The sequence below is a fragment of the Rhizobium binxianense genome, assembly GCF_028994275.1.
In the GTDB taxonomy this organism is placed as follows: domain Bacteria; phylum Pseudomonadota; class Alphaproteobacteria; order Rhizobiales; family Rhizobiaceae; genus Rhizobium; species Rhizobium binxianense.
Genome location: NZ_CP118713.1, coordinates 627588 through 652659 on the forward strand (window position 1 = coordinate 627588; position 25072 = coordinate 652659).

Sequence of the window (25072 nt, forward strand, 5' to 3'; positions counted from 1 at the left end):
CGGGACAATGGCTGGACCTTCCGCTCACGACGATCATTCTCATGATCACGCCCACCACGACCACGCGCATGACGATCACGATCACCACGATCACGGGCACAAGCCGAGCTTTGTCAATCGCTGGCTGTTCTCGACGAACCATAAGGACATCGGCACGCTCTATCTGATCTTCGCGATCATTGCCGGCATCATCGGCGGCGCGCTGTCGGTTGCCATGCGCATGGAGCTGCAGGAGCCGGGTATTCAGATCTTCCACGGCCTGGCCTCGATGGTCTACGGCTATGAAGGCGATGCCGCGATCGACGGCGCCAAGCAGATGTTCAACATGTTCACCACGGCGCACGCGCTGATCATGATCTTCTTCATGGTCATGCCGGCGATGATCGGCGGTTTTGCCAACTGGATGGTGCCGATCATGATCGGTGCGCCCGACATGGCTTTCCCGCGCCTGAACAACATCTCTTTCTGGCTGATCGTTCCCGCCTTCGCGCTGCTGCTGCTGTCGATGTTCGTCGAAGGCCCGGCAGGCGCCTATGGCACGGGCGGCGGCTGGACGATGTATCCGCCGCTGGCAACGAGCGGCACGCCGGGCCCGGCGGTCGACCTTGCGATCTTTGCGCTCCACATTGCCGGCGCCTCGTCGATCCTCGGTGCGATCAACTTCATCACCACCATCCTCAACATGCGCGCGCCGGGCATGACGCTGCACAAGATGCCGCTGTTTGCCTGGTCGGTGCTGATCACCGCCTTCCTGCTCTTGCTGTCGCTGCCGGTTCTGGCAGGCGGCATCACCATGCTGCTGACCGACCGCAACTTCGGCACCTCCTTCTTCTCTCCGGAAGGCGGCGGCGACCCGATCCTCTACCAGCACCTGTTCTGGTTCTTCGGTCACCCGGAAGTCTACATCCTCATCCTGCCGGGCTTCGGCATGATCAGCCACATCATCTCGACCTTCTCGAAGAAGCCGATCTTCGGCTACCTCGGCATGGCCTACGCCATGGTCGCGATCGGCGCCGTCGGCTTCGTCGTCTGGGCCCACCACATGTACACGGTCGGCCTGTCGCTCGACGCGCAGCGCTACTTCGTCTTCGCGACGATGGTCATCGCCGTTCCGACAGGTGTGAAGATCTTCTCCTGGATCGCGACGATGTGGGGCGGCTCGATCTCGTTCCGCACGCCGATGCTCTGGGCGATCGGCTTCATCTTCCTGTTCACGGTCGGCGGCGTCACCGGCGTCCAGCTCGCCAATGCCGGTCTCGACCGCTCGCTGCATGACACCTATTACGTCGTGGCCCACTTCCACTACGTTCTGTCGCTCGGCGCCGTCTTCGCGATCTTCGCCGGCTGGTACTACTGGTTCCCGAAGATGACCGGCTACATGTACAACGAGCTGGTCGGCAAGCTGCATTTCTGGATCATGTTCATCGGCGTCAACCTGGTGTTCTTCCCGCAGCACTTCCTCGGTCTGGCCGGCATGCCGCGCCGCTACATCGATTATCCGGATGCCTTTGCCGGCTGGAACTATGTGTCCTCCATCGGCTCCTACATCTCGGCCTTCGGTGTGCTGATCTTCCTCTACGGCGTCTTCGAAGCCTTCGCCAAGAAGCGCGTTGCCGGCGACAATCCGTGGGGTGAGGGTGCAACGACGCTCGAATGGCAGCTGCCTTCGCCGCCGCCCTACCACCAGTGGGAACAGCTTCCGCGCATCAAGTAATTGCGCGGATCATCAGGACGCCGCATTCGATACGGCGTCCTGATAGTTTGACATTCAGGACGGAATGATGACGGTCATCGACAATCACGAGGTGCTTGCAAAGGACGGCGAATTGTCGGAAGCGAGTGCGCGCGATTATTTCGAATTGCTGAAACCACGGGTGATGTCGCTCGTGGTCTTCACTGCCTTTGCCGGTCTCGTGCTGGCGCCGGGTCACATCCATCCCGTCCTCGGGCTGATCGCCATCCTCTGTATCGCCGTCGGCGCCGGCGCCTCCGGCGCGTTGAACATGTGGTATGACGCCGATATCGACGCGATCATGAGCCGCACCGCCAACCGTCCGATCCCGGCCGGCCGCATCGCGCCGTCGGAGGCGCTCGCCTTCGGCCTGGTGCTGTCAGGCTTCTCGGTCGTCATCCTCGGCCTGGCCGTCAACTGGCTCTCGGCCGGCATCCTCGCCTTCACCATCTTCTTCTACGCCGTTGTCTACACCATGTGGCTGAAGCGCTCGACGCCGCAGAACATCGTCATCGGCGGTGCCGCCGGCGCCTTCCCGCCGATGATCGGCTGGGCTTGCGTCACCAACAGCGTGACGATCGAGAGCACCGTTCTCTTCCTCATCATCTTCCTGTGGACGCCGGCGCATTTCTGGGCGCTGGCCCTCTTCAAGATGCGCGATTACGAGGCCGTCGGCGTGCCGATGCTGCCGAATGTCGCCGGCGAGCGGGTGACCAAACATCAGATCGTCGCCTATGCGGTGCTGACCGCCATCTGCGCGGTCTTGCCGTCCTTCCTCGGTTTCGCGAGCCTGGGTTATGGCCTCGTCACTGCGGCCCTCGGCGCGATCTTCATATACTGTTCCATCGCCGTCTGGCGCATGCCCGACGGCGATCTGAAGATGATCCCGGCCAAGAAGCTCTTCGCCTTTTCGATCTTCTATCTCTTCGCCGTGTTCTCCGCCTTGATGATCGACCGGCTGGCCTCGCTGCTGGTCTCGCATGCGGGAGGTTGGTTCTGATGGAAATGGTCAAGCTCACCGAAGCGCAGCGCAAGTCGCGCCGCAACCGCAACGTCGCTCTCGGGCTGGTGCTCGCCGGCCTCGTCATTCTCTTCTACGCGATCACCATCGTGAAGATCGGCGGGGGGATGGCCGGATGAGCGACAACGCCGCCGCACCGAAGAAACAGGGCCGCAACAACGGCGCCGTCGTCATGATGTGCCTGAGCTTCGTCTTCGGCATGGGCGCGATGAGCTATGCCGCCGTGCCGCTCTACCGCATCTTCTGCCAGGTGACCGGTTATAACGGCACGACCCAGCGCGTCGACCAGGTGTCGAGCGTGGTGCTCGACCGCACCATGCGCGTCACCTTCGACGCCAATGTCGCGCCGGGCCTGCAGTGGGATTTCAAGCCGGTCGAGCGCGAGGTCAATCCGAAGATCGGCGAAACGATCCAGGTGAATTTCACTGCCGAGAATCGCTCGAACGAGACCCAGCGCGGCCAGGCGGTGTTCAACGTCACGCCGGGCGAAGCGGGCGTCTATTTCAACAAGGTGCAATGTTTCTGCTTTACGGAAACGGACCTGAAGCCGGGCGAGAAGCTCGACATGCCGGTGGTGTTCTACATCGATCCTGACATCGTCAAGGCGGTGGAATCGAAGAACATCCACACGGTGACGCTGTCATATACGTTCTACCCGAAAGAGGGTCCGAAGCCTCTGGCTTCGAATGAGGGTGGAGCGGAGAAGATTGAAAAGAAACTTTGATCAAGGCTCGTTTCCGGCTATGCCGGGAGCGGAGTGAAGGAAGACACCGGGGATAGCTACATGGCCGATGCTCATCAGAAGAATCACGACTATCACATCATCGATCCGAGCCCGTGGCCGATTCTCGCCTCGCTCGGCGCCTTCATCATGGCGATCGGCGGCGTCTGCTATATGCGCTACCTGAACGGCGGTTCGTTCAAGGTCGCCGGCGCCGAGCTCGCCAATCCCTGGCTCTTCTATATCGGCTTCGCCCTGGTTCTCTACGTCATGTACGGCTGGTGGGCCGATACGGTGAAGGAAGCCCATGAGGGCGCCCACACCCGCGTCGTCTCGCTGCATCTGCGCTACGGCATGATCATGTTCATCGCTTCCGAAGTGATGTTCTTCGTCGCCTGGTTCTGGGCCTATTTCGACGCCAGCCTCTATCCGAACGAAGCGATCCAGGCCTCGCGCCTGCTCTACACCGGCGGCACCTGGCCGCCGAAGGGCATCGAGGTTCTCGATCCCTGGCATCTGCCGATCTACAACACCGTCATCCTGCTGCTGTCGGGCACGACGGTCACCTGGGCGCACCATGCGCTGCTGCACAACGACCGCAAGGGCCTGATCCAGGGCCTGACGCTGACGGTGCTGCTCGGCATCCTGTTCTCCTCCGTGCAGGCTTACGAATATGCCCACGCGCCCTTCGCCTTCAAGAATTCGATCTACGGCGCGACCTTCTTCATGGCGACCGGCTTCCACGGTTTCCACGTCCTGGTCGGCACGATCTTCCTGCTGGTCTGCCTGCTGCGCGCGCTGCGCGGCGACTTCACCCCGAAGCAGCATTTCGGCTTCGAGGCGGCCGCCTGGTACTGGCATTTCGTCGACGTCGTCTGGCTGTTCCTGTTCTTCTGCATCTACGTCTGGGGCGGCTGGGGCGCTCCGCTGGCCGCAGGCTGATCGGAGCCATAGTCAAGCAAAAGGCGGGCCTCGTGCCCGCCTTTTTTGTTCACAAATCTCGCTCTCTACTCGGCGTCATCCTCGGCCTTGTGCCGAGGATCTGCTACATATCAACCGGGCGCAGATGCCCGGGACAAGCCCGAGCATGACGAAAGAGGAGTTGGCCGACTTCGTCCTCAGTCTAAGGCTGGCCCGTGCCCGCTTTTTTCAGCTCAGCGCGCCCCGGCGATCCGTTCGAAGGCCGAAGGCTGGGGAATACCGAGATCCAGCTGATGGCGGATCGCTTCGGCGCATTCGAGCGGTGTCAGCACTGATGTATCGACCTCCATATCGTAGATGCCGGGCCGATGCACCTCGTCCTGCCAGCGTTGCACCGGTTCTGGAACGGGCACGTCCTGCGTGGCACTGAGATAAAGCGTCTCGCGCCCTTCTTGGGCAATCTCGCGCCGCTGCATGATCGTCTCGATCGGACAGCGCACGCCGACGAACAGCACGGGGAAGTCTTCCAGGCGCCGGGCGCAATCGGCAAGAATGCCAAGCGGCTGCGAATAGCCATCGTGATGGCCGAGATCGGCGACGACGTTGAGGCCGAACCCGGCATGGATAGCCATCGATTCGTAGAGTGCTGCATAAAAGAACGGCACCAGTTCCTCCAGATCCGGCCGTTCGCCGCCCGGCCGCAGTCCGATGCCCGGCAGGTAGCGCTCCGGCGTCATGGCATTGTAGCTGTCGACGCCGAGGTTGAGCCACGGCCCTTCGAAATGTTCCTGTACTGCGCGGGCGATGCTTGATTTGCCGCTCCGCGGCGCGCCGTTCAGGATAATGATCTGCACGGAATGGCTGTCGTTGGTCATCAGTTTTCTTCTTCTGTTTGGCGCGAATCAGACCAGCGCCGTGTGTCTTTTGGTGACGAGCAAAGGACGCCGTAACCCTTTGATTTTCCGCATAATCCCTTCAATGCATTCGGATTCGGGGAATTCTGCAGTGACGAAATCGCGCAGGCATTTCCCTTCGTCCTGCGAATAATTTATGGGAGAGTTAAGGCGGCATCGAATAAGCCGCGGCCGCCAAGGTTACGCAAAGGAATGGCATGAACGAGGACCGCGCCCATTTTCCCCCCGTCGATCCGGTCAAGACAGGCATCAAGGGCTGCTGCCCGCGCTGCGGCGAGGGTAAGTTGTTCGATGGCCTGCTCGGCGTAAAACCGCGCTGCGCCGCCTGCGGCCTCGATTATTCCTTCGCCGATTCCGGCGACGGCCCGGCCGTCTTCGTCATCCTCATCGTCGGTTTCATCGTCATCGGCATGGTGCTGTGGCTGCAGGTGAATTACGGACCGCCGATCTGGGTGCATATCCTGCTCTTTGCTCCATTGACGATCATCCTGTCGCTCACGACGCTGCGCTGGTTCAAGGGCATCCTGATCGCCATGCAATACCGCCACAATGCCCGCGAAGGACGCCTGAGTGACTGAAATAGAGCACGTAACGCCGCGCCGCCGGCTGCCTGTTGCAACCGGCATCCTGGTGCTGATCGCGCTCGCCATCCTGATTTCGCTTGGCACCTGGCAGGTGGAGCGCCTCCACTGGAAGGAAGGCCTGCTTGCCGATATCGCCGCGCGCCAGGCAGCAAGCCCGGTACCGCTCGCCGAGATCGAGGCGATGGCGGCCGCAGGCGGCGATATCGAATATCGCAAGGTCACCGCCACCGGCCGCTATATCAACAACAAGGAGCGGCACTTCTTCGCCACCTGGCGCGGCCAGACCGGCTATTACATCTATACCCCGCTGGAACTTGCCGACGGGCGGGCGCTCTTCGTCAATCGCGGCTTCGTTCCCTTTGACAATAAGGAGCCGGAGATGCGTATGCAGGGCCAGCTGACGGATCAGCAGACCGTCACCGGTCTCGCGCGCAGCAAACTGACCGGCAAGCCCTCCTGGGTGGTGCCCGACAACGACGTCGCCAAGAACATCTTCTACTGGAAGGACCTCGACGTCATGGCCTCCAGCGTCGGGCTGGAGAAAGCGCGCGTCATTCCCTTTTTCGTCGATGCCGATTCCACCCCCAATCCGGCCGGCCTGCCGATCGGCGGGGTGACCCAGGTGGATCTGCCGAACGACCATCTGCAATATGCCTTTACCTGGTACGGGCTTGCCGCCGTGCTCGTCGTCGTGGTGGTGATCTCCTGGTTCCGCAAGGGGACCAAGGCAGCCCCGCAATAGTATCGCTTCAATTCTTGGCCATATTGGGCTAGAGGTCCCTAAATCTCTCAACCCGGAACAGACATGAATATTGCGGCGAAACCTCCCTTGACGATCAGGCTCTGCGGTCCGCGCGGCTTCTGCGCCGGCGTCGACCGCGCCATCCAGATCGTCGTGCTGGCGCTGAAATCCTATGGCGCGCCGGTCTATGTGCGCCACGAGATCGTCCACAATCGTTATGTCGTCGAGGGGCTGGAGGCCAAGGGCGCCGTCTTCGTCGAGGAACTGGACGAGATCCCGGCCGAACATCGCGCCCAGCCGGTGGTCTTCTCCGCCCATGGCGTGCCGAAATCCGTGCCGGAGGATGCCGCGAGCCGCAACCTCTTCTATCTCGACGCCACCTGCCCGCTGGTCTCAAAGGTCCACAAGCAGGCGATGCGCCACAATCGCCTCGGGCGCCATGTCGTCCTCATCGGCCATGCCGGCCATCCGGAGGTGATCGGCACGATGGGGCAATTGCCGGAGGGCTCGGTTTCGCTGATCGAGACGATCGAGGATGCCGATGCCTATCTCCCTGCCGATCCCGACAATCTCGGCTATGTCACCCAGACGACGCTGTCGGTCGACGATACGGCCGGCGTCATCGCCCGCCTGCACGAGCGCTTCCCGAACCTGACGGCGCCGGCGGCGGACTCGATCTGTTATGCGACGACCAACCGCCAGGAAGTGGTGAAGCAGGCCGCCCCCGGCTGCGATCTCTTCATCATCGTCGGCGCGCCGAATTCGTCCAATTCCAAGCGCCTGGTCGAAGTGGCGCTCAGGGCAGGGGCGAAGAAATCGATCCTCGTGCAGCGCGCCGCCGAACTCGACTGGGACGAGATCGGGGCGATATCGACGCTCGGCCTTTCCGCCGGCGCCTCCGCCCCCGAGGTCATCGTCAACGAGATCATCGAGGCTTTCCGTGCCCGCTTCGACGCCCGCGTCGAGCTGGCCGAAACGGTGCAGGAGACCGAAAATTTCCTCGTCAACCGCGAACTGCGCAACATCGAGCTGACGGCGGCCGACATGGCTTTCGTCAACGGCTAGATCGGCCTTTCCTCCGGCAAATCCAATATCAACAGGGCATGAAGGGCGAGACCTCACTTGGCAGTCTATACCGATATCGCCGAAGACGATCTGAAATGGTTCCTGACGGAATATGACGCCGGCACGCTGCTCTCCTATAAGGGCATCGCCGAAGGCGTCGAAAACTCCAATTTTCTGCTGCACACCTCCAAGGACCCGCTGATCCTGACGCTCTATGAGAAGCGGGTGGAAAAGAGCGACCTGCCGTTCTTTCTCGGCCTGATGCAGCATCTCTCCGCCCGCGGCCTGTCCTGCCCGCTGCCGCTGCCGCGACGCGACGGCGCGCTGCTCGGCTCGCTCTCCGGCCGCCCGGCCGCGCTGATCTCCTTCCTCGAGGGCATGTGGCTGCGAAAGCCGGAGGCCAGGCATTGCCGCGAGGTCGGCCGGGCACTGGCCGAGATGCATGTGGCCGGCGACGGTTTCGAACTCAAGCGTCCCAACGCGCTGTCGATCGATGGCTGGCGAGGGCTCTGGGAGAAATCGGCAGAGCGCGCCGGCGAGGTCGAGCCCGGCCTGCAGACCGAGATCCGCGGCGAACTCGATTTCCTCGCCGCCGCCTGGCCGAAGAGCCTGCCTGCCGGCGTCATCCATGCCGACCTCTTCCCCGACAACGTCTTCTTCCTGGGCGACGAACTCTCCGGCCTGATCGATTTCTATTTCGCCTGCAACGACCTGCTCGCCTATGACGTGTCGATCTGCCTGAACGCCTGGTGCTTCGAAAAGGACGGCGCCTACAACATCACCAAGGGCACAGCGATGCTGGCGGGCTACCAGAGCGTCAGGCCCCTGAGCGGCGAAGAGATCGCCGCTTTGCCGGTGCTGTCGCGTGGCTCGGCGCTGCGCTTCTTCCTGACCCGGCTCTATGACTGGCTGATGACGCCGGAGGGCGCCATGGTCACCAAGAAGGACCCGCTCGAATATCTGCGCAAACTGCGCTTCCACCGCCAGATCGGCTCGGCCGCCGAATACGGATTGAGCCTATGAAACACGTCGATATCTTCACCGACGGCGCATGCTCCGGCAATCCCGGCCCCGGCGGCTGGGGCGCCGTGCTGCGTTATGGCGACGTCGAAAAGGAGCTTTGCGGCGGCGAGGCGGATACGACCAACAACCGCATGGAGCTGCTGGCGGCGATCTCGGCGCTGCAGGCCTTGAAGAGCCCTTGCGAGGTCGATCTCTATACCGACAGCGCCTATGTCAAGGACGGCATCTCCAAGTGGATTTTCGGCTGGAAGAAAAACGGCTGGAAGACAGCAGACAAGAAGCCGGTGAAGAATGCCGAGCTCTGGCAGGCGCTGGAGGAAGCCCGCAACCGCCACAAGGTGACGCTGCACTGGGTCAAGGGCCACGCCGGCCACCCGGAAAACGAACGCGCCGACGAACTCGCCCGCCGCGGCATGGAGCCGTTCAAGAAGGGCAAGGCGGTTTCGTTTTAGGAAGCTGCCTCACGCATTCGCCAGAAAGCTCTCCGCCAACCCCACCCTCCGTCATCCTCGGGCTTACCCCGGGGATCCACGCCGGTGTCCATCAGCACGAGACATGGATCCCAGGCTCAAGGCCTGGGATGACGGAGATTGGGGTGGCGTTCGCGCCAAACTCTCCGCTGGCTTACCACTCGCCACCAACCGACCGGGCTTCGGAGAGAGTCGATGATGGGCAGGATTGCCTCTCATCTTGCTCCCTCCTGTGACATCCCTCGGGCAAAGCCCGAGGAAGGGAATGAGGATCTCTCTCGTCGCCTATTGCTGCCGCGCCGCGGCAGCCTGGATCAGCCGGTGCAGATATTCGAGTTTTGCCACAACAGGTGAGGAGAGCACGAAAGGGTAGGAGTCCGGCTGGCCCATGCTGCGCTGGATGGCGTTGATGGCGATGCTGAGCGGCACCCAGGCGCTGACTAGCTGTTCGGCGCTTCTGGCCCGGTAAGGGAGGAAATCGACCTCGCCCGATATTTCCTCATGGCCGCGTGGATCGATCGCGATGCCGAAGGCGCGGGCTGTTTCCAGCGTGTCGACGATATGGAGGTAATGGGCGAAACATTCGGCGAAATCTTCCCAGGGGTGCGATGCCGCATAGGCGCTGATGAAATTGTCCTGCCATCCCAGGGGCGCGCCGCCGGCATAATGGCTCTGCAGGGCTGCGGCATAATCCTGCCGTTCGTCGCCGAAGACGGCGCGGAAATCCGTGAGGCGATTCTGGTCGCGCACCAGCTTGTTCCAGATGAAATGGCCGGTCTCGTGGCGGAAATGGCCAAGCAGCGTGCGATAGGGTTCGTTCATCGAACTGCGCGCCTGTTCGCGCGTCGCATCGTCGGCCTCGGCGGCGCGGATGGTGATCAGGCCTTCCTCGTGGCCGGTCATGGCGGGCACGACATAGCCGTTGCTTTGCAGGGAATCCTCGAGGAAATCGAAGACCAGGCCGCCCTGCGGGTCTTGCGCCCGATCGGGATGCGGCAGCCTCCAGCGCAAGAGCGAATAGAAGAGATGACGCTGCGCCTGGCTGATGCGCCGCCAGCGGTCGATGCCGTTCTGGGTGTCGGTGTTCGGAACCAGCCGGTTATGGCGGCAGGCGACGCAGAATTCGCTCCCGCTTTCGCCGTCCACCAGCCAATTGCAGATATCGAGGCCGGCATTGGCGCAGAAGCGTACCTCGCGGTCGGGATCGGAAACGAGTTGCCAGAGCGCGTCGTCGCGCGGCTCCAGCGCATGCATGGCGAGATCGCCGGGCAGGAAGCCGAGGCGATGGTTGCAGCGTACACAATGCCGGTTGTCGAAGTGGACGACCTGATCGCAATTGTCGCAGGCGAAAAGCTTCATCGTTATCTCTGCAAAGCGTTGGGAGCGGATTAAAAATGCCTGCCGCGCGAGAGGCGCAGCAGGCATGGTGCATGACGGATGAGCTTGTGGCTCAGAGCCGGTCGACGGCGCCCTTGAGCTTGTCCTTGACCTTGCCGGTCGCGACCTGTCCCTTGCCTTTGGCTTCCTGAACGGCGCCCTTGGCCTGCATTTCGCGATCATCCGTGGCCTTGCCGACGGCCTGCTTGGTCTTGCCGGCAATCTCGTTGGCCTTACCGGAAATCTTGTCGCTGGTGCTACCCATATGTGATGTCTCCTTGGTCAGCATGGGCCTCTTGCCCATGCTTGCCGAAATGAAACGTCACTTGCGGCTATTCGTTCCCGCTGGCTCGAGCCAGCTGTTTCTCGGGACAAAATTGCTGCTCGGGCCAACTGCGTCTCAAGCATGCCCGGCTTCGGCCGAAAGCATGGCGGCGGTCACGCCCATGCCGGCGAGCGCCCGCTCGTATTTGTCGTCGAGGCTGCGGTCGAAGATCAGTTCCTCATTGGCCGGGCAGGTGAGCCAGCCATTGTTGACGACCTCGTTTTCCAGCTGGCCGGCTGCCCAGGAGGAATAGCCGAGCAGCATCGTCGCCCGCGTCGGGCCATTGCCCTTGGAGATGGCGCGCACAATGTCGAGTGTTGCCGTCAGGCAGATGTCGTCGCTGACGGGGATCGAGGAGTCGCTGGAATAATCGTCCGAATGCAGCACGAAGCCGCGGCCGCTTTCCACCGGGCCGCCGGTCTGGATCGGGAAGTCGCGCGCCCTTTGCGGCAGCACGATCGAATCTTCCTGCTTGATCATATCGAGATGCAGCAGCACATCGGTGAAGGTCAGGCTCTGCGGCCGGTTGATGACGAAGCCCATGGCGCCGGCATCCGAATGCGCGCAGATATAGATCACCGTGCGGGCAAAGTTGCGGTCTTCGATGCCGGGCATGGCGATCAGGAACTGGCCATCGAAGAAGCCACGTTCCCGTCTGTTCTTCAGCGTCGATAAGGACATCGTTCCTCCTGCTGCCAACCGCACCGAGGCATTGACAAGAGAAGCATGGGCCAATGTCACACATCAATCAACTGAAAATGAAGATTTAAATCGCCGCGGCTGCTGGCGGCCAAAGACCAGTTTCGGTAAACCGTTGTTCCATGATGATTATTTCCTCGGTCCCGCATCGGCTTTTCCTTGCGGTCATTTCGGTGGCCGCCGCCCTTGTCCCCCTTTGTTCCGCCCATGCGGAAATGAGCGGCTGGGCGGACAATGAGGGCGGCCGCATGCGCCTGGTGGCGCTCGCCCCCGATGCCGGGGGCAAAATCCGCGCCGCGCTGCAGATCGAGCCGAAACCCGGCTGGATCACCTATTGGAAGGAGCCCGGCGGCAATGGCATTCCGCCGCAGGTGACCATCGCGGCGGGCAGCGGTGTTTCGCTCGATGCCATCGCCTATCCCGTTCCCAAGCATTTTTTCAACGGCGCGATCGAGGATATCGCCTATGATGCGCCGGTGACGCTGCCGCTTTCGTTGACGGCGGCGGGCAAGGGTCCGGTCGAGATCGACGCTGCCGCCTTCATCGGCATCTGCAGGGATATCTGCATACCCTTCCAGGCGAATTTTCGGCTGAAGCTTGGCCCCGCCATCCAGTCGCACCCGCAGGAGGAGGCGATCCTCAAGGACGCCGATGCGACCCTGCCGAAGCCGCCATCGACCGATTTCGACGTGACGGCGCATGCGATGTCGCCTGATGGGAAGACGCTGTCGCTGACGCTGGTTTTGCCGGATGAGAGCCCAGGTCAAGGCAAGAGCGCGCCTGATATCATCGTCACCGGGCCGAGCGGCTATGCTTTCACCAAGCAGATCGGCGGCAAACGCGACGGCGCCACTTTCAAGGTCGATATCGCTATCGGCAAGCTGCCGGAGAATTACGACATATCAGGCAAACGCTGGGGTGTGCTTGTCATCGACGGCGCGCGGGCGATGGAGACGACGCTTGCCTTTGAATGACCGGATCTTATAGTCGCTGCAGATCCCCTGCGGCGCCCGCCGCCAGGCTGGAACCCGCAGAACCCCCAAAGCCCGAACCCAAGGAGAAGACCATGACCATCGCGATCGGCGACAAGCTTCCTGCCGCCACCTTCAAGGAAAAGACGGCTGACGGCCCTGTTGAAATTACCACCGAGCAGCTGTTTTCCGGCAAGCGCGTCGTGCTCTTTGCCGTGCCGGGCGCCTTTACGCCCACCTGCTCGCTGAACCATCTGCCGGGTTATCTCGAAAACCGCGACACCATCCTCGGCAAGGGCGTCGACGACATCGCCGTCGTCGCTGTCAACGACTGGCATGTGATGGGCGCCTGGGCACAGTCCTCAGGCGGCCTCGGCAAGATCCACTTCCTCGCCGATTGGGATGCCGGCTTCACCAAGGCCGTCGGCCTCGACGCCGACCTCTCCGCCGGCGGCCTCGGCCTCCGCTCCAAGCGTTACTCGATGCTGGTGGAAGACGGCGTCGTCAAGGCCCTCAACATCGAGGAAAGCCCCGGCCAGGCAACCGTCTCGGGCGCTGCCGCAATGCTGGAACAGCTCTAAGCGTTCGAACAGATCTGCCCTTTCCCACAAGGGGGAGGGGCTTTACGTGCAGCGCTCGTCACGCGTGCCATTGAACGACTGTGCGTTGGCCTCTTTGTTTGCGAGGCGGGTGCCATAGCTAGGCCTCCCCCTTGTGGGGAGGAGTTGTCCCAAGGTGGACGGGAACCCCGCAAGCGGGGAGAAGGTGCCGGAAGGTGGAGAGGGGCTGGCCGAGGGTTCCAGCCTCACATCGTCCAAAACCTCATAACAGACATCGCGACACCTGAAAGGCGGCCGTTCGGTCGCCTCTTTCAATTGTGTGGGAGCTTCAATCCTCGCCTCAATCTTGCCGCAATCGTTATAACATAACCGTAATGTTATTACATTGTAGGATCAGCCATGCTACCAAGCCACGACCGCCCCTCCGTCAGCCTGCTGGGACAGTCGGCTTTATCTAGGGTGATCGGCATCGCGCTGGTCATTGCGCTCCTGTGGCTGGCGATCTACTGGGCGGTTCTCTTGCCATGACGCCGCTGATCCGTCTTGAGAATTTGACCGTCGCCTATCACAGGCACCCCGCCGTCCATCATGTCTCCGGCGCCTTTGCCTCCGGTAGCCTGACGGCCATTGCCGGGCCGAACGGGGCGGGCAAGTCGACGCTGCTGAAGGCGATCATGGGTGAGCTTCGCCCGGCCGAAGGCAGGGTCGAGCATCGGTTGGGGCGGGCGGAATTCGGTTATCTCCCGCAGGCGGCCGAGATCGATCGGCGCTTTCCGATCTCGGTGATCGACACCGTCATGCTCGGCGCCTGGAAGAAGACGGGCGCTTTCGGCCGCATCGCGCCCGGTGAGGTGAAAAGGGCAGGCGAGGCGCTTGCCGCCGTCGGGCTCGAAGGCTTCGGCAAGCGCCATGTCGGGTCGCTCTCGGCCGGCCAGTTCCAGCGTGTGCTCTTTGCCAGGCTGCTGCTGCAGGATGCCGGCATCATCCTGCTCGACGAGCCGTTTACCGCGATCGATGCCCGCACCACCAAGGATCTCATCGATATCGTCGCCCGCTGGCATGGCGAGGGCCGCACTGTTATCACAGTGCTGCATGATTTCGACCTCGTCCGCACGCATTTCCCCGAGACCCTGCTGCTTGCCCGCGAGCTTGTGGGATGGGGCCCGACCGCAGAGGTCATGTCATCGGCCAATCTGATGAAGGCGCGCGCCATGGCCGAGCGCTGGGATGAGGATGCCGAGGCCTGCGAACCTGAACAGGCGCCGGCGGCATGACGGCCTATGATCTCTTCTTGGCACCCTTTGCCGATTTCGGTTTCATGCGCCGCGCGCTTGTCGCCTGCCTTTGCCTCGGGCTCGGCTCCGGACCGATCGGCGTTTTCCTGATGCTGCGGCGCATGAGCCTGATGGGCGACGCCATGAGCCATGCCGTACTGCCGGGGGCGGCGATCGGTTACCTGGTCGCCGGATCGCTGTCGCTGACGGCGATGGGCCTCGGCGGTCTGATCGCCGGCCTGTCGGTGGCGCTGCTATCCGGCGCCGTCAGCCGGATGACCGTGCTGCAGGAGGATGCGAGCTTTGCCAGCTTCTACCTCGCATCGCTGGCGCTCGGCGTGTTGATCGTCTCGCTGCGCGGCTCGAATATCGATCTCCTCCATGTACTCTTCGGCACCATCCTGGCGATCGATGCATCGGCGCTTTATCTGATCGGCGCGATCACCTCGCTGACCCTTGTCACCCTCGCCTTCATCTACCGCCCGCTGGTGGCGGAATGTTTCGATCCGGGCTTCCTGCGCGCCGTCGGCGGGCGCGGCCCTGTCTATCACGTGCTCTTCCTGCTGCTGGTGGTGCTGAACCTCGTCGCCTGCTTCCAGGCGCTCGGCACGCTGATGGCGGTCGGACTGATGATGCTGCCGGCCGCCATCGCCCAGCTCTGGTCGCGCAGCCTGGCGGTGATGATGGCGATTGCGGCTGCCAGTGCCGCCGCCTCCGGCTATCTCGGCCTGATCGCCTCCTACCATCTCGAACTCGCCTCCGGCCCGACGATCATCATGACGGCGGCGATCCTCTACGGCTTTTCTATTCTTTTCGCGCCCTCCGGCTTAGCCCGGCGCTTCTTTCCCCGCCCGCATTTGAAGGGCTGATCCCAAGGAGACTTCGATGAACCCGCACAGACTGCTTCTCTCCGCAGCCATCCCCGCCTTGATGGCGCTGTCGGCCATGCCCGCCTCGGCCGAAACGCTGAAGGTTGTTGCGTCCTTCACCGTGCTTGCCGATGTCGTCAAACAGGTCGGCGGCGAGCATGTGAAGGTGACGAGCCTCGTCGGGCCGAACGGCGATCCCCATGAATTCGAGCCGTCGCCGGCTGATGCGAAGAATTTGAACGCGGCGCAGCTTACCTTCGTCAGCGGCGAGGGGCTGGAAGGCTGGATGGACCGGCTGATCACCGCCTCGGGCTATAAGGGCAAGCCGGTCACCGTTTCCGAAGGCATCAACACCCGCACCATGGAAGAGGACGGCGAAAAAATCACCGATCCGCATGTCTGGAACAGCCCCGTCAACGTCAAGGTCTGGGTCGCCAATATCGAAAAGGCGCTGTCATCGGCCGATCCCGCGGACGCTGCCGCCTTCAGGGCCAATGCCGAGAACTACACGAAGACGCTGGACGCGCTGAACGCCTACGCCCATGCGAAATTCGACAAGGTGGCCGACGATCGTCGCAAGGTGCTGACCAGCCACGATGCCTTCGGTTATTTCGGCCGCGAATATAATGTCAGCTTCCTCGCCCCACTCGGTCTGTCCACGGAAAGCGAGGCATCGGCCGCCGACGTCGCCAAGCTGATCGAACAGATCAAGAGCGAGCATGTGAAGGCCTATTTCTTCGAGAATTCCAACGATCCGCGCCTGGTCAAGCAGGTCGCCAAGGCAACCGGTGCCGAGCCCGGCGGCGAGCTTTATGTCGAGTCCCTGTCCGACGCCAAGGGGCCGGCGCCGACCTACGAGAAGATGTTCAAATACAATGTCGACCAGCTCGCCGCCGCCATGGCGAAATCGAGCTGACAATCGAGGACTGTGGGTCGTGCGCCGATCGTCGCTTATCAAGCACTCTCTCGACGGCGCTCGACACCCTTGACCTTCAGGATATCGTCAACGGCAGGGGAAGCCAAAAACTCCGACAGCCGTTTCGCAGCTTCCGCGACCGTTGAATCGACGCTGATGCCCATGGCGAAGTCGATATAACTTTGGAGTTCTGCCGGAAACTGACCGACAAGCACGACCTCGGGAGCCGCGGCGAGAATCGAAGTCACGGGAACGACTGCCAACTCGGCTTCCCCACGGCCTACCGCCAGCGCCGTCTGCCCTCCCGCTATGGCCACGAGCTTGGGCTTCACCTCATCGGCTATTCCCAGGCGATCCAGCAAGCCCAAGAAGTAGCCACCGCTGGTTCCGTCACTGGCGTAGGCAATTGATGCCGCGCTCTTCAAGGCATCTGCGAATGCTTCTACCGACCCGATGTCGAGCGGTCGACTGCCCGCCTTGGCCGCCACGCCCATCCCTATTCTGCCGAACGCGACCTCACTCCCGCCCATGACCTTTCCCAAGGCGGTCAGATCCCGAACCATGGGCGGATTGATGATGACGAGGTCAAACGCTTCCCCGGCCTCAATCTGCTTCTTTACTGTCGGATTGACCTCCCACTTGACCGCAACCGTCAATCCCGTGGCGGTTTCGAACCGGGGAAGGAGGGCAAGGACGGCGGGTCGAACCGCGATCGCGCCAAAAAGCCGGATTTCCTGAGTCATGGCCCAACCCGAGGTCGGTGAAACGATGTCCGCTACGATACGGCTCCAGCCTGCATTCGGCAACTGCCGGCCATTCTCAGAGGTTGAGGTCGAAGACCAGCATGCCGGCAAGGCCGCATCCGTCGACGAGGCGATGCGCTCGCCCATGATCACATGCTCGGGATGGATGAGTCTGCTCAAGGCAGGATAAAGCCGAAGACCGCAATTGAAACGGCGCGTGAAGGTTCTGGCAATCTCTAACTTTTTGTTTTAACGCAACTCCGGACGGAAAACCGTTTCGCACTTTTCCTGGAATTGCTCTAATTTCGCCGCCCAAACGAAAGGGCAGGCCTTCAAACAAAAGCTTGGGAACGGTACTGCGCTTCCAGGAACTGGACTGCTCTAAAGATTGAGGTCGAAGACCAGGATGCCGGCGAGGCCTCCATCCGTCGACGAGGCGATGCGCTCGCCGACGATCACATGTTCGGGATGGATGAGATAGGCATCGCGTGCCGCGGCGCTTTCGAAGGTCACGGCAAAACCGTCGACGAAGCCGCCATCCAGGCCCTCGGGCGAAACATTCGGTCCGTATTTGATATCCAATATGCCGGGAATGACCTGTTTCAGGGCGACGATCGCCGCAAACAGCGACTCCTTGTCCTCGGTCGTCACCGCGGTCTTCAGCCGCAGGAATACGCAGTGCAGGATCATCCGTGGTCCTCCCGATTTTCTGTGGCCCGATTTTCTTTGGGTGGAGAATAGCGGCGAAAGCCGGGAGGGCAATGAGATTTATTTTCACGCAAGCGTTGCGCCGCAAGCCGAGGCCCGGGCAGATTACATCTGGTCGGTCTTGACCAGGGGCCGCTTGTAGATCTTCTGGACGAGATCGCTTGCCAGCGCGCGGGCTTCGTCCTTCTCGGCCGCTGTCATCGGTCTGCAGGTGTTCCTGGTGTTGGAACTGTCGAGCACGGTCGTCGAACCGGAATTGGCGATGACCAGATGCCAGCTGCAGGAGGCGACCTTGTCGATGGCGACAGCACCATGGCAACCGGTGGACAGGCAGAAGGCAACGGTCACCTGCGCCCCGTGGTCGCCTTTATAGGCCAGCTCGACGGCTTTCTTGATATCCGTGACCCATCGCTCGCATTGCGCCTGTTTTGCCCCCGGCTGGCAGCTCTTGGTAACGGGAGTGATATCGCCGGCCTGAAGCGGTGAGACGCAAAAAACACCCAACGAGAGGGTGAGCAGAAACTTGAGCATGGGATTTTCCTTGTGCAAGCAATGAGAGGCGCACATCGCAAGCCGTTGGTCAATGGCCATCCATGAAAGGGCAGGGCGCGCGCCGGACAGACGCTGGCGTACCGGTGAAAAATGCGATCTCAGCTTGCGTTCAGGCGTCTACGGACGATGCTTGCGTGGAATTTGGCGCCATGGAGGAGTCCGTCGTCGTTGAAATCGTAGTTCGGATTGTGAAGCGGCGCTGAGTCTTCGCCATTGCCCAGGAAGACGAAGCAGCCGGGGACATGTTCGAGGAAGCGCGCGAAGTCTTCCGATCCGGTCATCGGCTCGCGCCGGACCTTGATGTTCTCGGACGCAAAGACGCTTCGGGCTGCGGCAAATGCTTCCTCGACCAGGGCGGCATCATTGAGAAGGGGAACGAATTCTCTCGTATAGTTCACCTCGGCCGAGACATTATGGGCGAGTGCGGTGCCCTCCGCGATGCGGCGCATCTGCTTCTCGATCTCCGCGCTGACCTCGGGGCGGAAGCTGCGGGCATCGCCCAGAATGCGCGCCAGTCCGGGCAGAGCGTTGCGGGTGCCGTCGGTCAGCAGTTCCGTCACGGAGACGACGCCGATATCCGTCGGATCGAGCCTTCGGGAAACGATCGTCTGGAGGTTCGTCACCACTATGCAGGCGGCGACCAGGACTTCGTTGCCCCAGTGCGGACGCGCGGCGTGTCCGCCGACGCCCTTGAGCACTATCTCGAAATTGTCTTCCGCCGACATGATCGCGCCGACGCGGGTCTGGAAAACGCCGACCGGAAGACCTGGCATGTTGTGCAGGCCGTAGATTTCGTCGAATGGAAAGCGCGTCATCAGACCATCGGCGAGCATCGCCAACGCACCTTTGCCCCACTCCTCGGCAGGCTGAAAAATGAACCGGACAGTGCCGTCGAAATCGCCGTCTTCCGACAGGATCCTGGCGGCGCCAAGCAGCATCGCCGTATGGCCGTCATGGCCGCAGGCATGCATCACACCGGCGCTCTGCGACCGATAGGACTTCTCTCCCTGTTCGGTGATCCGAAGGGCATCCATGTCGGCGCGCAGCGCGATGGAGCGGTTGCCGCCGCCGCGCCTCAGGGTTCCGACAACCCCTGTGCCTCCAACACCTTCGACAACCTCGTCGAGCCCGAACTCCCGCAGCTTTTGCGCGACGAAAGCCGCCGTCCGCTGCTCCTCGAAGCCGAACTCGGGATGGCTGTGAAGGTCCCGCCTCCAGGTGGTCATTTCCTGTTCCAGCATCTGGTAGTCCACGCTCATTTCGGCAGTTCCCCTGTTGCAAGTCCGCAAACGACGTCGAGGAGGATATTCGCCCCCGCGACAAGCTCCGTGTCGGCCGTGAACTCCTTCGGATTGTGACTGATGCCGCCGCGGCTGGGCACGAAGATGATCGCGCTCGGCGCGATACCGGCGATCATCTGGGCGTCATGACCGTCCCCCAACCGGACGAGCCTGCCGTCCGCATCGCAGCCGATCTCGCCGAGTTCTGCGATCCGTCCGAGCAGCCGGGAAGAATCGCTCGAACGATGGCTCATTCTGAAGCTCCGGTCTTGTGTTTCGCGGCGACCGCGGCTGGTGACAGCCCGACGATCTCTTCATATTTGCCGGGGTCGGTCGCGCCTTCGGTGTTCACCAGGAAGATGCGGGAATGCCCGTCGAGAGACAGTGCTTGCCGGATCGCCGGATCGCCGATGGCGCCGATCAGCCCGGCAAGACCCACTCCGCCGCTTTCGCCGGCGACGATCGCGGGGTCGTTTCCAGCGGGATCGGCAAGCCGCTTCATCACTGCGATCGCGTCGTCTTCATCCACCGTCATGAATGCGTCGGCGACCCGGGAGAGAATACGCCAGGCGACGAGGGAAGGTTCGTAGCATTCGAGCATCGCCATGATAGTCGGCTCGCCGTGGGCAACGGTCACCAAATGTCCCGCCCGAGCCGTTTCGAACAGGCAGGCGGCGCGGGCGGGATCGACGACGATGAAGGTCGGGCGTTTGTCGCCGAAGGCGATGGCCATGTGGCCTGCGACAGCTGCGGCGATCCCGCCGACACCTGCCTGAATGAAGACATGGGTCGGCGGCTGCGGCATTGCCCTCAGGGCTTCCCGGACAAGGGCGGTGTAACCCTGCATCACCAGCCCGGGAATGCGCTCATAGCCGGGCCATGAGGTGTCCGACACGATCGTCCAGCCTTTTTCTTCGGCAATGCGCGCGGCCTCCCGAACGGAATCATCATAGGTCCCGTCGACACGGATCATATCCGCGCCGAAGCGAGCGATGGCGGCGACACGTTCGTCGCTGACACCGGAATGCACTGAGATCACCGCCCGTGCTCCCACCAGCTGCGCACCCTGCGCCACCGAGCGGCCGTGATTGCCGTCGGTGGCGCAGGCCACCGTCATCGTCTCGGCGATTTTGCGGACAGTCGAAGAATGCAATTCCGAGATATCGATTGCGCGGCCGAGCCTGTGCGCCGCTTCATCGAGGACGAGCCGGATCACGGCATAGGCGCCGCCAAGCGCCTTGAAGCTCCCGAGGCCGAGGCGGTGGCCTTCGTCCTTCATGTGGATCGAGGCGACACCGATTTCGGCGGCCAGCGCCGGCAGAGCGACGAGCGGCGTTTCCGCATGGTTTTCCCGGAAGGTCAGGTGGCGCTCGACGGCGTTTGCGGCATCCAGGCCGAGGATTTCGGCGTCGCGTGGGTCAAGCGGCTGACGATAGTCGGAAGAGCTGTTCAGCAGAAACATGGGCGCCTCACTTGCGTTGTCCTTTGAAACATATTGCAGCCGACGTGAAAAAGGCGCTGTATTTCGCGGGTATTTTTGCAAGTTTGTTTCGTTGGAGCCTTCATTTTGAGCCGACCGGGAAAATTTCCGCAGCTGGATGCTTTTGACCGCAAAATCCTGGCGATCCTGCAAAGGGACAATAGCACGCCGCAGCGGACCATCGGCGAAGCAGTCGGCCTGTCTGCGCCGGCCGTCCAACGCCGGATCAAACGGATGGCAGAGGAGGGGGTCATCCAGGCGAACGTCGCGGTTCTCGACCCCGCAGCGCTTGGGCAATCGATCACCATCTTCGTGGAGGTGGAGGTTATCAGCGAAACGTCAAAACAGATCGAAGAGGCCAAAAGCCAGTTCGCGGCCGCGCCTGAAATCCAGCAATGCTACTACGTCACCGGCGAGGCGGATTTCGTTTTGGTCATCGTCGTCCCGGCAATGGCCGACTACGAGGCTCTGACGCGGCGGCTGTTTTTCGGCAATAACAACGTCAAGCGCTTTCGGACATTCGTCGCGATGGATCGGGTGAAGGTCGGCTTGAGCGTTCCCGTCGAGCGCTGAGGCCGATCGCCCGGTCAGGCGCGCTTCGTCAGCGGAAAGCGCTCCCGAAGCAGCCGCAGCACCGATTCCGAAGGGATTGGCGGCCCGAAGAGATAGCTCTGTCCGTAGCTGCAGCCCATCTTGGCGAGTTCGATCGCATCTTCGTTGGATTCGATCCCCTCCGCCACCACCGTCATCTCAAGCTCGCGCGCCATCGATATCACCGAACGGAGCACGGTCGCCTTCTTGTCGCTGCCGTCGCGCACAAGCGCCTTGTCGAGCTTGATCATGTCGAAGGGGAAGCGGGTGAGATAGGCGAGCGACGAATAGCCGGTGCCGAAATCGTCGAGCGCCAGGCCGATGCCGGCTTCCTTCAGCTTCTGTAAGACGAGGCGGGCCTGTTCCGGATTTTCCATCACCATGGATTCCGTCAGTTCGAGCTTGAGGCGCGATGGCTGGCAATGCGTCTTGGCGAGAACCGAACGCACATCGTCATAGAGTTCGTTGTTGAGCAGTTGCACGCTCGACAGATTGATCGAGACGAAGATCGGCAGTTCGCCCGTCTGGTTCTGCCAGCTCATCAGATCGTTGGTCGCCTGTTCCAGCGCAAACATGCCGAGCGGACCAATGAGATCGGAGGCTTCGGCGATCGGAATGAATTCGGATGGCTGGATATTGCCGCGTTTGGGATGTTCCCAGCGCATCAACGCCTCGAAACCGGCGACCTCGACATCTTCAAGCCTTGCGATCGGCTGGTAGACCATCGACAATTCCTTGCGCTCGATGGCGCGGCGCAGATCGGTTTCCAGCTGCAGCCGGTCGGTGCCGAAGTCGCGGAAGGCCGGCTGGAACGGCTCGACGCGGTTGCCGCCGGCCCGTTTGGCCCGGTACATGGCAAGCTCGGCGTCGCTGAGCAGGCCGGTGGCGCTTTCCTGCCGGTCGACCCAGGAGGCAAGCCCGACCGAGGCCGTCAGGATGATCTCGCGATTGGCGAAGTTGATCGGCACCATGATCGCTTTGCTGATCGCATCGGCAAAATCGGCAACCTTGGCCGGATTGTGCTCGGACACCAGGATCAGGCCGAACTGGTCGCCCGCAAGCCGCGCCAGCGTGTCCTGCGGCTTCAACAGCCGGCGGAGCCGCCGCGTCAGCGCGATGAGAATATTGTCGCCGGCAGCGACCCCGAGCGCATCATTGACCAGCTTGTAGCGGTCAATGTCGATCACCATCACCGTCGGCCTGAGCGTGTCGCCGCCCGGCGCCAGCGCCAGCACCGACTGCAGCCGGTCGAGGAAGACCTGGCGGTTCGGCAGGCCGGTCAGATTGTCATGCAGCGCATCGTGCAGCAGCCGCTCGACGGAATTCTTCTGCTCGGTCACGTCGACGATCGTGCCGACGCAGCGGATGATCTCGCCGTTCGAGCCGAGCACCGGCCGGGCACGGATCAGCAGCCAATGGAAATGGCCGTCCTCGGCACGGATGCGGAACTCGTGGTTCAGCCGCCCGCGGCGATGTTCGAGCAGCACGTCGAGGGTGGCGCGGAAGCGGTCGCGATCATCAGGGTGCAGCCGCGGCAGCCAGTTGCGGGCCGCGCCGTGCATGGCGCCTGGCGATAGGCCGAGCTTGACAGAGACGTCGGGAATTGTGACGACGCGGTCGCGCGCCACATCCCAGTCCCACACCATGTCGCCGGATCCGGTCAGCGCTAGGGATTGCCGTTCGAGATCGGAAAACAGCCCCTGCTGGAAAGCGCCGCCGGCAAAGGCGTGCTGCATGACGGTGAAGCCGATCAGGAGCACGATCAGCACCAGGCCGCCGCCGAGGGCCGGCTGGATGATGTCGTTGTCGAGCCGGCCGGTGACCGTCAGCCACGCCCCGAACAGCCAGACCAGCGTCAGCGCCCAGGCCGGCACCAGCAGGATGGCGCGGTCATAGCGGTTGAAGCCGAGATAGATGATCAAAAGCAGGCCGGTCGCCGCCGTCAGCGCGAAGGACAGCCTGGCGATGCCGGCGGCAATCGACGGATCGTAGATCGCCACACCGAACAGCAGGGCAAGGCCGAGCACCCAGGCAAGCGTGGCGTAACCGAGATGCGCATGCCAGCGGTTGAGGTTGAGATAGGTGAAGAGAAAGATGACGAAACTGGAGGCCAGCGCCACTTCGGCGCAGGCGCGCCATATTCGCTGGTCGGCCGAGGCGACGCTGATCAGCTTGCCGAGGAAACCGAAATCGACGCAGATATAACCGAGTACCGCCCAGGCAAGGGCTGCGGTTGCCGGCAGCATCGACGTGCCCTTGACGACGAAGAGGATGGTCAGGAACACCGCCAGCAGGCCGGCAATGCCGAGCACGATGCCGCGATAGAGCGTGAAGGCGTTGATCGTGTCCTTGTAGGCGTTCGGTTCCCAGAGATAGATCTGCGGCAACTCCGGCGTCGACAGCTCGGCGACGAAGGTGATGACGGCGCCGGGGTTCAGCGTGATGCGGAAGACGTCGGCCTCGTCGCTCGGCTGCCGGTCGAGCGCGAAACCTTCGCTGGGCGTGATGGCGCTGATGCGCTGCGAGCCGAGATCCGGCCAGAACAGCTTGGAATTGACCAGACGGAAATGCGGCGCGACGATGACGCGCTCGAGCTGTTCCTCCGAAACATTGGCGAGCGCAAACACCGCCCAGTCGCCCTGGTGGTTCTCCGAGCTTGCCCTGACCTCGATGCGGCGGCGGATGCCGTCGGCGCCCGCGGCCGTCGAAACCTGGAAGGCCTCGCCCTGGTTGACGTAGATTTCGGTGGTCGCCGTCAGATCGAGCGCGGTATCGTCGCGGGAAATCTTCACCGGTTCGGCCGCCTGGGCAGCGCCCGCCATCAAGGCGAAGGCTGCCAGGAAAAGGGCTGCGATCACCGCGATCACTCGTCCGGACGGTGACTTGGGCAGCATGCGGTCTCTGGTCATCGGCTGTCGGTTTTCCTGCCTTTATCCGTATCGGTGGCGAGACGTGAAAACATCACATGGTCATGCCACTGACCGTTGATCTTCAAGTATCCGCGCAGATAGCCCTCCTGCTGAAACCCGGCCTTTTCAAGCAGACGGATGCTGCGCGCGTTATCTGGAATACAGGCTGCTTCGATACGGTGCAACTCAAGCCCGGTGAAGATGTAAGGAATAACCATTTGCAGAGCGGCGAACATATGCCCCTGGCCGGCATGGCGTTCGCCCATCCAGTAGCCGATCATGCAGCTTTGTGCCGCACCCCGCCTGATATAACCGATGGTGATGCCGCCGACGAGCGTCATATCGTCTTTGAGGAAAATGAACAGCGGGATCGCCTGGCCCGAAGCATATTCCTGCTTGCCGCGGATGACGCGGGCGCGGTAGGCGCCCTCCGTCAGCTCGTCGCGCCGCCAGGTCGGCTCCCAGGGTTCGAGGAACTTGCGGCTTTCGGCGCGCAGCCGGTGCCACTGGTTGAAATCCTGGTAGCGCGGCAGGCGCAAGAGATATCTGTCGTTCTCCAGCTCCACCGCTTCCGGCTGCCGCGACAGAAACCGAAACACCGATTTTGGCATCGATCACTCCCGGC

General features: G+C 62.2%; 28 protein-coding genes and 1 pseudogene. 17 read left to right on the forward strand and 12 right to left on the reverse strand.

Annotated features, from left to right (window positions below):
- The first annotated feature begins 7 nt into the window (after positions 1-7).
- From ctaD to PO860_RS03025, 5 genes are all read left to right on the forward strand, one after another.
- Positions 8-1714: a cytochrome c oxidase subunit I gene (gene ctaD, locus PO860_RS03005; protein ID WP_183605936.1), complete on the forward strand. Its 1707-nt coding sequence runs from the start codon at positions 8-10 to the stop codon at positions 1712-1714.
- Positions 1715-1781: 67 nt separating this feature from the next.
- A complete protein-coding gene (locus tag PO860_RS03010) occupies positions 1782-2732 on the forward strand; it encodes a heme o synthase (protein WP_097619438.1) in 951 nt (316 codons plus the stop codon).
- On the forward strand, positions 2732-2872 hold the full coding sequence (locus tag PO860_RS03015; RefSeq protein ID WP_028755765.1) for a hypothetical protein: 141 nt from the start codon (positions 2732-2734) through the stop codon (positions 2870-2872). The genes PO860_RS03010 and PO860_RS03015 overlap by 1 nt, the downstream gene beginning before the upstream one ends.
- On the forward strand, positions 2869-3477 hold the full coding sequence (locus PO860_RS03020) for a cytochrome c oxidase assembly protein (RefSeq protein ID WP_097619367.1): 609 nt from the start codon (positions 2869-2871) through the stop codon (positions 3475-3477). The genes PO860_RS03015 and PO860_RS03020 overlap by 4 nt, the downstream gene beginning before the upstream one ends.
- 60 nt (positions 3478-3537) lie before the next feature.
- Positions 3538-4416, forward strand: a complete 879-nt coding sequence (locus PO860_RS03025) for a cytochrome c oxidase subunit 3 (RefSeq protein WP_183605938.1) — start codon at positions 3538-3540, stop codon at positions 4414-4416.
- A 212-nt stretch (positions 4417-4628) separates the two neighbouring features.
- Here PO860_RS03025 and PO860_RS03030 read toward each other — a convergent pair whose 3' ends face one another.
- Positions 4629-5270 carry a chloramphenicol phosphotransferase CPT family protein gene (locus PO860_RS03030; protein WP_275038114.1) on the reverse strand — a complete coding sequence of 214 codons (642 nt, stop codon included), beginning with the start codon at positions 5268-5270 and terminating at the stop codon, positions 4629-4631.
- A 236-nt stretch (positions 5271-5506) separates the two neighbouring features.
- On the opposite strand from PO860_RS03030, the gene PO860_RS03035 reads away from it, so the two are divergent.
- The 5 genes from PO860_RS03035 (at position 5507) to rnhA (ending at position 9175) form a co-directional block, all read left to right on the forward strand.
- Positions 5507-5887 carry a DUF983 domain-containing protein gene (locus PO860_RS03035; protein ID WP_183605940.1) on the forward strand — a complete coding sequence of 127 codons (381 nt, stop codon included), beginning with the start codon at positions 5507-5509 and terminating at the stop codon, positions 5885-5887.
- On the forward strand, positions 5880-6635 hold the full coding sequence (locus PO860_RS03040) for an SURF1 family protein (protein WP_272783072.1): 756 nt from the start codon (positions 5880-5882) through the stop codon (positions 6633-6635). Before PO860_RS03035 ends, PO860_RS03040 begins: the two co-directional genes overlap by 8 nt.
- Before the next feature lie 63 nt (positions 6636-6698).
- The gene (gene ispH / locus PO860_RS03045; protein WP_183605942.1) at positions 6699-7700 is read left to right on the forward strand and encodes a 4-hydroxy-3-methylbut-2-enyl diphosphate reductase; all 1002 of its coding nucleotides are present in this window, start codon (positions 6699-6701) and stop codon (positions 7698-7700) included.
- A gap of 57 nt (positions 7701-7757) precedes the next feature.
- Entirely contained in the window at positions 7758-8723 is a 966-nt protein-coding gene (locus PO860_RS03050; protein ID WP_272783073.1) for a homoserine kinase, read from the forward strand.
- Positions 8720-9175, forward strand: a complete 456-nt coding sequence (gene rnhA / locus PO860_RS03055) for a ribonuclease HI (RefSeq protein ID WP_003584727.1) — start codon at positions 8720-8722, stop codon at positions 9173-9175. The genes PO860_RS03050 and rnhA overlap by 4 nt, the downstream gene beginning before the upstream one ends.
- Positions 9176-9478: 303 nt before the next feature.
- Here rnhA and PO860_RS03060 read toward each other — a convergent pair whose 3' ends face one another.
- The 3 genes from PO860_RS03060 to PO860_RS03070 form a co-directional block, all read right to left on the reverse strand.
- Positions 9479-10552: a zinc-binding metallopeptidase family protein gene (locus PO860_RS03060; protein WP_183605944.1), complete on the reverse strand. Its 1074-nt coding sequence runs from the start codon at positions 10550-10552 to the stop codon at positions 9479-9481.
- A 91-nt stretch (positions 10553-10643) separates the two neighbouring features.
- Positions 10644-10835, reverse strand: coding sequence for a CsbD family protein (locus PO860_RS03065; RefSeq protein ID WP_003546001.1), 192 nt, complete (start codon positions 10833-10835; stop codon positions 10644-10646).
- 135 nt (positions 10836-10970) lie between these two features.
- Positions 10971-11576 (reverse strand): YqgE/AlgH family protein, encoded by a 606-nt coding sequence (locus tag PO860_RS03070; RefSeq protein ID WP_183605945.1) that lies wholly within the window; start codon positions 11574-11576, stop codon positions 10971-10973.
- Between the two features lie 140 nt (positions 11577-11716).
- Here PO860_RS03070 and PO860_RS03075 point away from each other — a divergent pair, with 140 nt between their 5' ends.
- The 6 genes from PO860_RS03075 (at position 11717) to PO860_RS03100 (ending at position 16184) form a co-directional block, all read left to right on the forward strand.
- Positions 11717-12568: a protein-disulfide reductase DsbD domain-containing protein gene (locus tag PO860_RS03075; RefSeq protein WP_275038115.1), complete on the forward strand. Its 852-nt coding sequence runs from the start codon at positions 11717-11719 to the stop codon at positions 12566-12568.
- A gap of 92 nt (positions 12569-12660) precedes the next feature.
- Positions 12661-13146 carry a peroxiredoxin gene (locus tag PO860_RS03080; protein ID WP_275038116.1) on the forward strand — a complete coding sequence of 162 codons (486 nt, stop codon included), beginning with the start codon at positions 12661-12663 and terminating at the stop codon, positions 13144-13146.
- Between the two features lie 378 nt (positions 13147-13524).
- On the forward strand, positions 13525-13653 hold the full coding sequence (locus tag PO860_RS03085; protein WP_273880373.1) for a hypothetical protein: 129 nt from the start codon (positions 13525-13527) through the stop codon (positions 13651-13653).
- Entirely contained in the window at positions 13650-14399 is a 750-nt protein-coding gene (locus PO860_RS03090) for a metal ABC transporter ATP-binding protein (RefSeq protein WP_273883408.1), read from the forward strand. The genes PO860_RS03085 and PO860_RS03090 overlap by 4 nt, the downstream gene beginning before the upstream one ends.
- On the forward strand, positions 14396-15268 hold the full coding sequence (locus PO860_RS03095) for a metal ABC transporter permease (protein WP_275038117.1): 873 nt from the start codon (positions 14396-14398) through the stop codon (positions 15266-15268). The genes PO860_RS03090 and PO860_RS03095 overlap by 4 nt, the downstream gene beginning before the upstream one ends.
- Before the next feature lie 16 nt (positions 15269-15284).
- A complete protein-coding gene (locus PO860_RS03100) occupies positions 15285-16184 on the forward strand; it encodes a metal ABC transporter solute-binding protein, Zn/Mn family (protein ID WP_275038118.1) in 900 nt (299 codons plus the stop codon).
- A 38-nt stretch (positions 16185-16222) separates the two neighbouring features.
- Here the strand turns inward: PO860_RS03100 and PO860_RS03105 are convergent, their stop codons facing one another.
- The 6 genes and pseudogenes from PO860_RS03105 to PO860_RS03130 form a co-directional block, all read right to left on the reverse strand.
- Positions 16223-16927 (reverse strand): substrate-binding domain-containing protein, encoded by a 705-nt coding sequence (locus PO860_RS03105; protein WP_275038354.1) that lies wholly within the window; start codon positions 16925-16927, stop codon positions 16223-16225.
- A 381-nt stretch (positions 16928-17308) separates the two neighbouring features.
- Positions 17309-17617, reverse strand: coding sequence for a Dabb family protein (locus tag PO860_RS03110; RefSeq protein WP_183605951.1), 309 nt, complete (start codon positions 17615-17617; stop codon positions 17309-17311).
- 123 nt (positions 17618-17740) lie between these two features.
- Positions 17741-18166, reverse strand: coding sequence for a hypothetical protein (locus PO860_RS03115; RefSeq protein ID WP_273883405.1), 426 nt, complete (start codon positions 18164-18166; stop codon positions 17741-17743).
- A 119-nt stretch (positions 18167-18285) separates the two neighbouring features.
- Complete coding sequence (locus PO860_RS03120) at positions 18286-19446, reverse strand: M20 aminoacylase family protein (RefSeq protein ID WP_275038119.1); 1161 nt, start codon at positions 19444-19446, stop codon at positions 18286-18288.
- Positions 19443-19625: pseudogene (locus PO860_RS03125) on the reverse strand (M20/M25/M40 family metallo-hydrolase); the annotation flags it as partial. The pseudogene PO860_RS03125 and the gene PO860_RS03120, both read right to left, overlap by 4 nt.
- Positions 19626-19717: 92 nt before the next feature.
- The gene (locus PO860_RS03130; RefSeq protein WP_273880378.1) at positions 19718-20929 is read right to left on the reverse strand and encodes a diaminopropionate ammonia-lyase; all 1212 of its coding nucleotides are present in this window, start codon (positions 20927-20929) and stop codon (positions 19718-19720) included.
- A 105-nt stretch (positions 20930-21034) separates the two neighbouring features.
- Here PO860_RS03130 and PO860_RS03135 point away from each other — a divergent pair, with 105 nt between their 5' ends.
- A complete protein-coding gene (locus tag PO860_RS03135) occupies positions 21035-21520 on the forward strand; it encodes an Lrp/AsnC family transcriptional regulator (protein ID WP_097619337.1) in 486 nt (161 codons plus the stop codon).
- A 14-nt stretch (positions 21521-21534) separates the two neighbouring features.
- On the opposite strand, the gene PO860_RS03140 is transcribed toward PO860_RS03135, so the two are convergent.
- Complete coding sequence (locus PO860_RS03140; RefSeq protein WP_183605955.1) at positions 21535-24447, reverse strand: sensor domain-containing phosphodiesterase; 2913 nt, start codon at positions 24445-24447, stop codon at positions 21535-21537.
- Positions 24444-25058 (reverse strand): GNAT family N-acetyltransferase, encoded by a 615-nt coding sequence (locus tag PO860_RS03145; RefSeq protein ID WP_273880380.1) that lies wholly within the window; start codon positions 25056-25058, stop codon positions 24444-24446. Before PO860_RS03145 ends, PO860_RS03140 begins: the two co-directional genes overlap by 4 nt.
- Between the last annotated feature and the right edge of the window lie 14 nt (positions 25059-25072).

Coding starts and splice junctions, on each gene's coding strand:
- ctaD (WP_183605936.1), top strand. CDS start 8: ATGGCTGGACCTTCCGCTCACGACGATCATTCTCATGATCACGCCCAC.
- PO860_RS03010 (WP_097619438.1), top strand. CDS start 1,782: ATGACGGTCATCGACAATCACGAGGTGCTTGCAAAGGACGGCGAATTG.
- PO860_RS03015 (WP_028755765.1), top strand. CDS start 2,732: ATGGAAATGGTCAAGCTCACCGAAGCGCAGCGCAAGTCGCGCCGCAAC.
- PO860_RS03020 (WP_097619367.1), top strand. CDS start 2,869: ATGAGCGACAACGCCGCCGCACCGAAGAAACAGGGCCGCAACAACGGC.
- PO860_RS03025 (WP_183605938.1), top strand. CDS start 3,538: ATGGCCGATGCTCATCAGAAGAATCACGACTATCACATCATCGATCCG.
- PO860_RS03030 (WP_275038114.1), bottom strand. CDS start 5,270: ATGACCAACGACAGCCATTCCGTGCAGATCATTATCCTGAACGGCGCG.
- PO860_RS03035 (WP_183605940.1), top strand. CDS start 5,507: ATGAACGAGGACCGCGCCCATTTTCCCCCCGTCGATCCGGTCAAGACA.
- ispH (WP_183605942.1), top strand. CDS start 6,699: ATGAATATTGCGGCGAAACCTCCCTTGACGATCAGGCTCTGCGGTCCG.
- rnhA (WP_003584727.1), top strand. CDS start 8,720: ATGAAACACGTCGATATCTTCACCGACGGCGCATGCTCCGGCAATCCC.
- PO860_RS03060 (WP_183605944.1), bottom strand. CDS start 10,552: ATGAAGCTTTTCGCCTGCGACAATTGCGATCAGGTCGTCCACTTCGAC.
- PO860_RS03065 (WP_003546001.1), bottom strand. CDS start 10,835: ATGGGTAGCACCAGCGACAAGATTTCCGGTAAGGCCAACGAGATTGCC.
- PO860_RS03070 (WP_183605945.1), bottom strand. CDS start 11,576: ATGTCCTTATCGACGCTGAAGAACAGACGGGAACGTGGCTTCTTCGAT.
- PO860_RS03075 (WP_275038115.1), top strand. CDS start 11,717: ATGATGATTATTTCCTCGGTCCCGCATCGGCTTTTCCTTGCGGTCATT.
- PO860_RS03080 (WP_275038116.1), top strand. CDS start 12,661: ATGACCATCGCGATCGGCGACAAGCTTCCTGCCGCCACCTTCAAGGAA.
- PO860_RS03085 (WP_273880373.1), top strand. CDS start 13,525: ATGCTACCAAGCCACGACCGCCCCTCCGTCAGCCTGCTGGGACAGTCG.
- PO860_RS03090 (WP_273883408.1), top strand. CDS start 13,650: ATGACGCCGCTGATCCGTCTTGAGAATTTGACCGTCGCCTATCACAGG.
- PO860_RS03095 (WP_275038117.1), top strand. CDS start 14,396: ATGACGGCCTATGATCTCTTCTTGGCACCCTTTGCCGATTTCGGTTTC.
- PO860_RS03100 (WP_275038118.1), top strand. CDS start 15,285: ATGAACCCGCACAGACTGCTTCTCTCCGCAGCCATCCCCGCCTTGATG.
- PO860_RS03105 (WP_275038354.1), bottom strand. CDS start 16,927: ATGACTCAGGAAATCCGGCTTTTTGGCGCGATCGCGGTTCGACCCGCC.
- PO860_RS03110 (WP_183605951.1), bottom strand. CDS start 17,617: ATGATCCTGCACTGCGTATTCCTGCGGCTGAAGACCGCGGTGACGACC.
- PO860_RS03115 (WP_273883405.1), bottom strand. CDS start 18,166: ATGCTCAAGTTTCTGCTCACCCTCTCGTTGGGTGTTTTTTGCGTCTCA.
- PO860_RS03120 (WP_275038119.1), bottom strand. CDS start 19,446: ATGAGCGTGGACTACCAGATGCTGGAACAGGAAATGACCACCTGGAGG.
- PO860_RS03130 (WP_273880378.1), bottom strand. CDS start 20,929: ATGTTTCTGCTGAACAGCTCTTCCGACTATCGTCAGCCGCTTGACCCA.
- PO860_RS03140 (WP_183605955.1), bottom strand. CDS start 24,447: ATGACCAGAGACCGCATGCTGCCCAAGTCACCGTCCGGACGAGTGATC.
- PO860_RS03145 (WP_273880380.1), bottom strand. CDS start 25,058: ATGCCAAAATCGGTGTTTCGGTTTCTGTCGCGGCAGCCGGAAGCGGTG.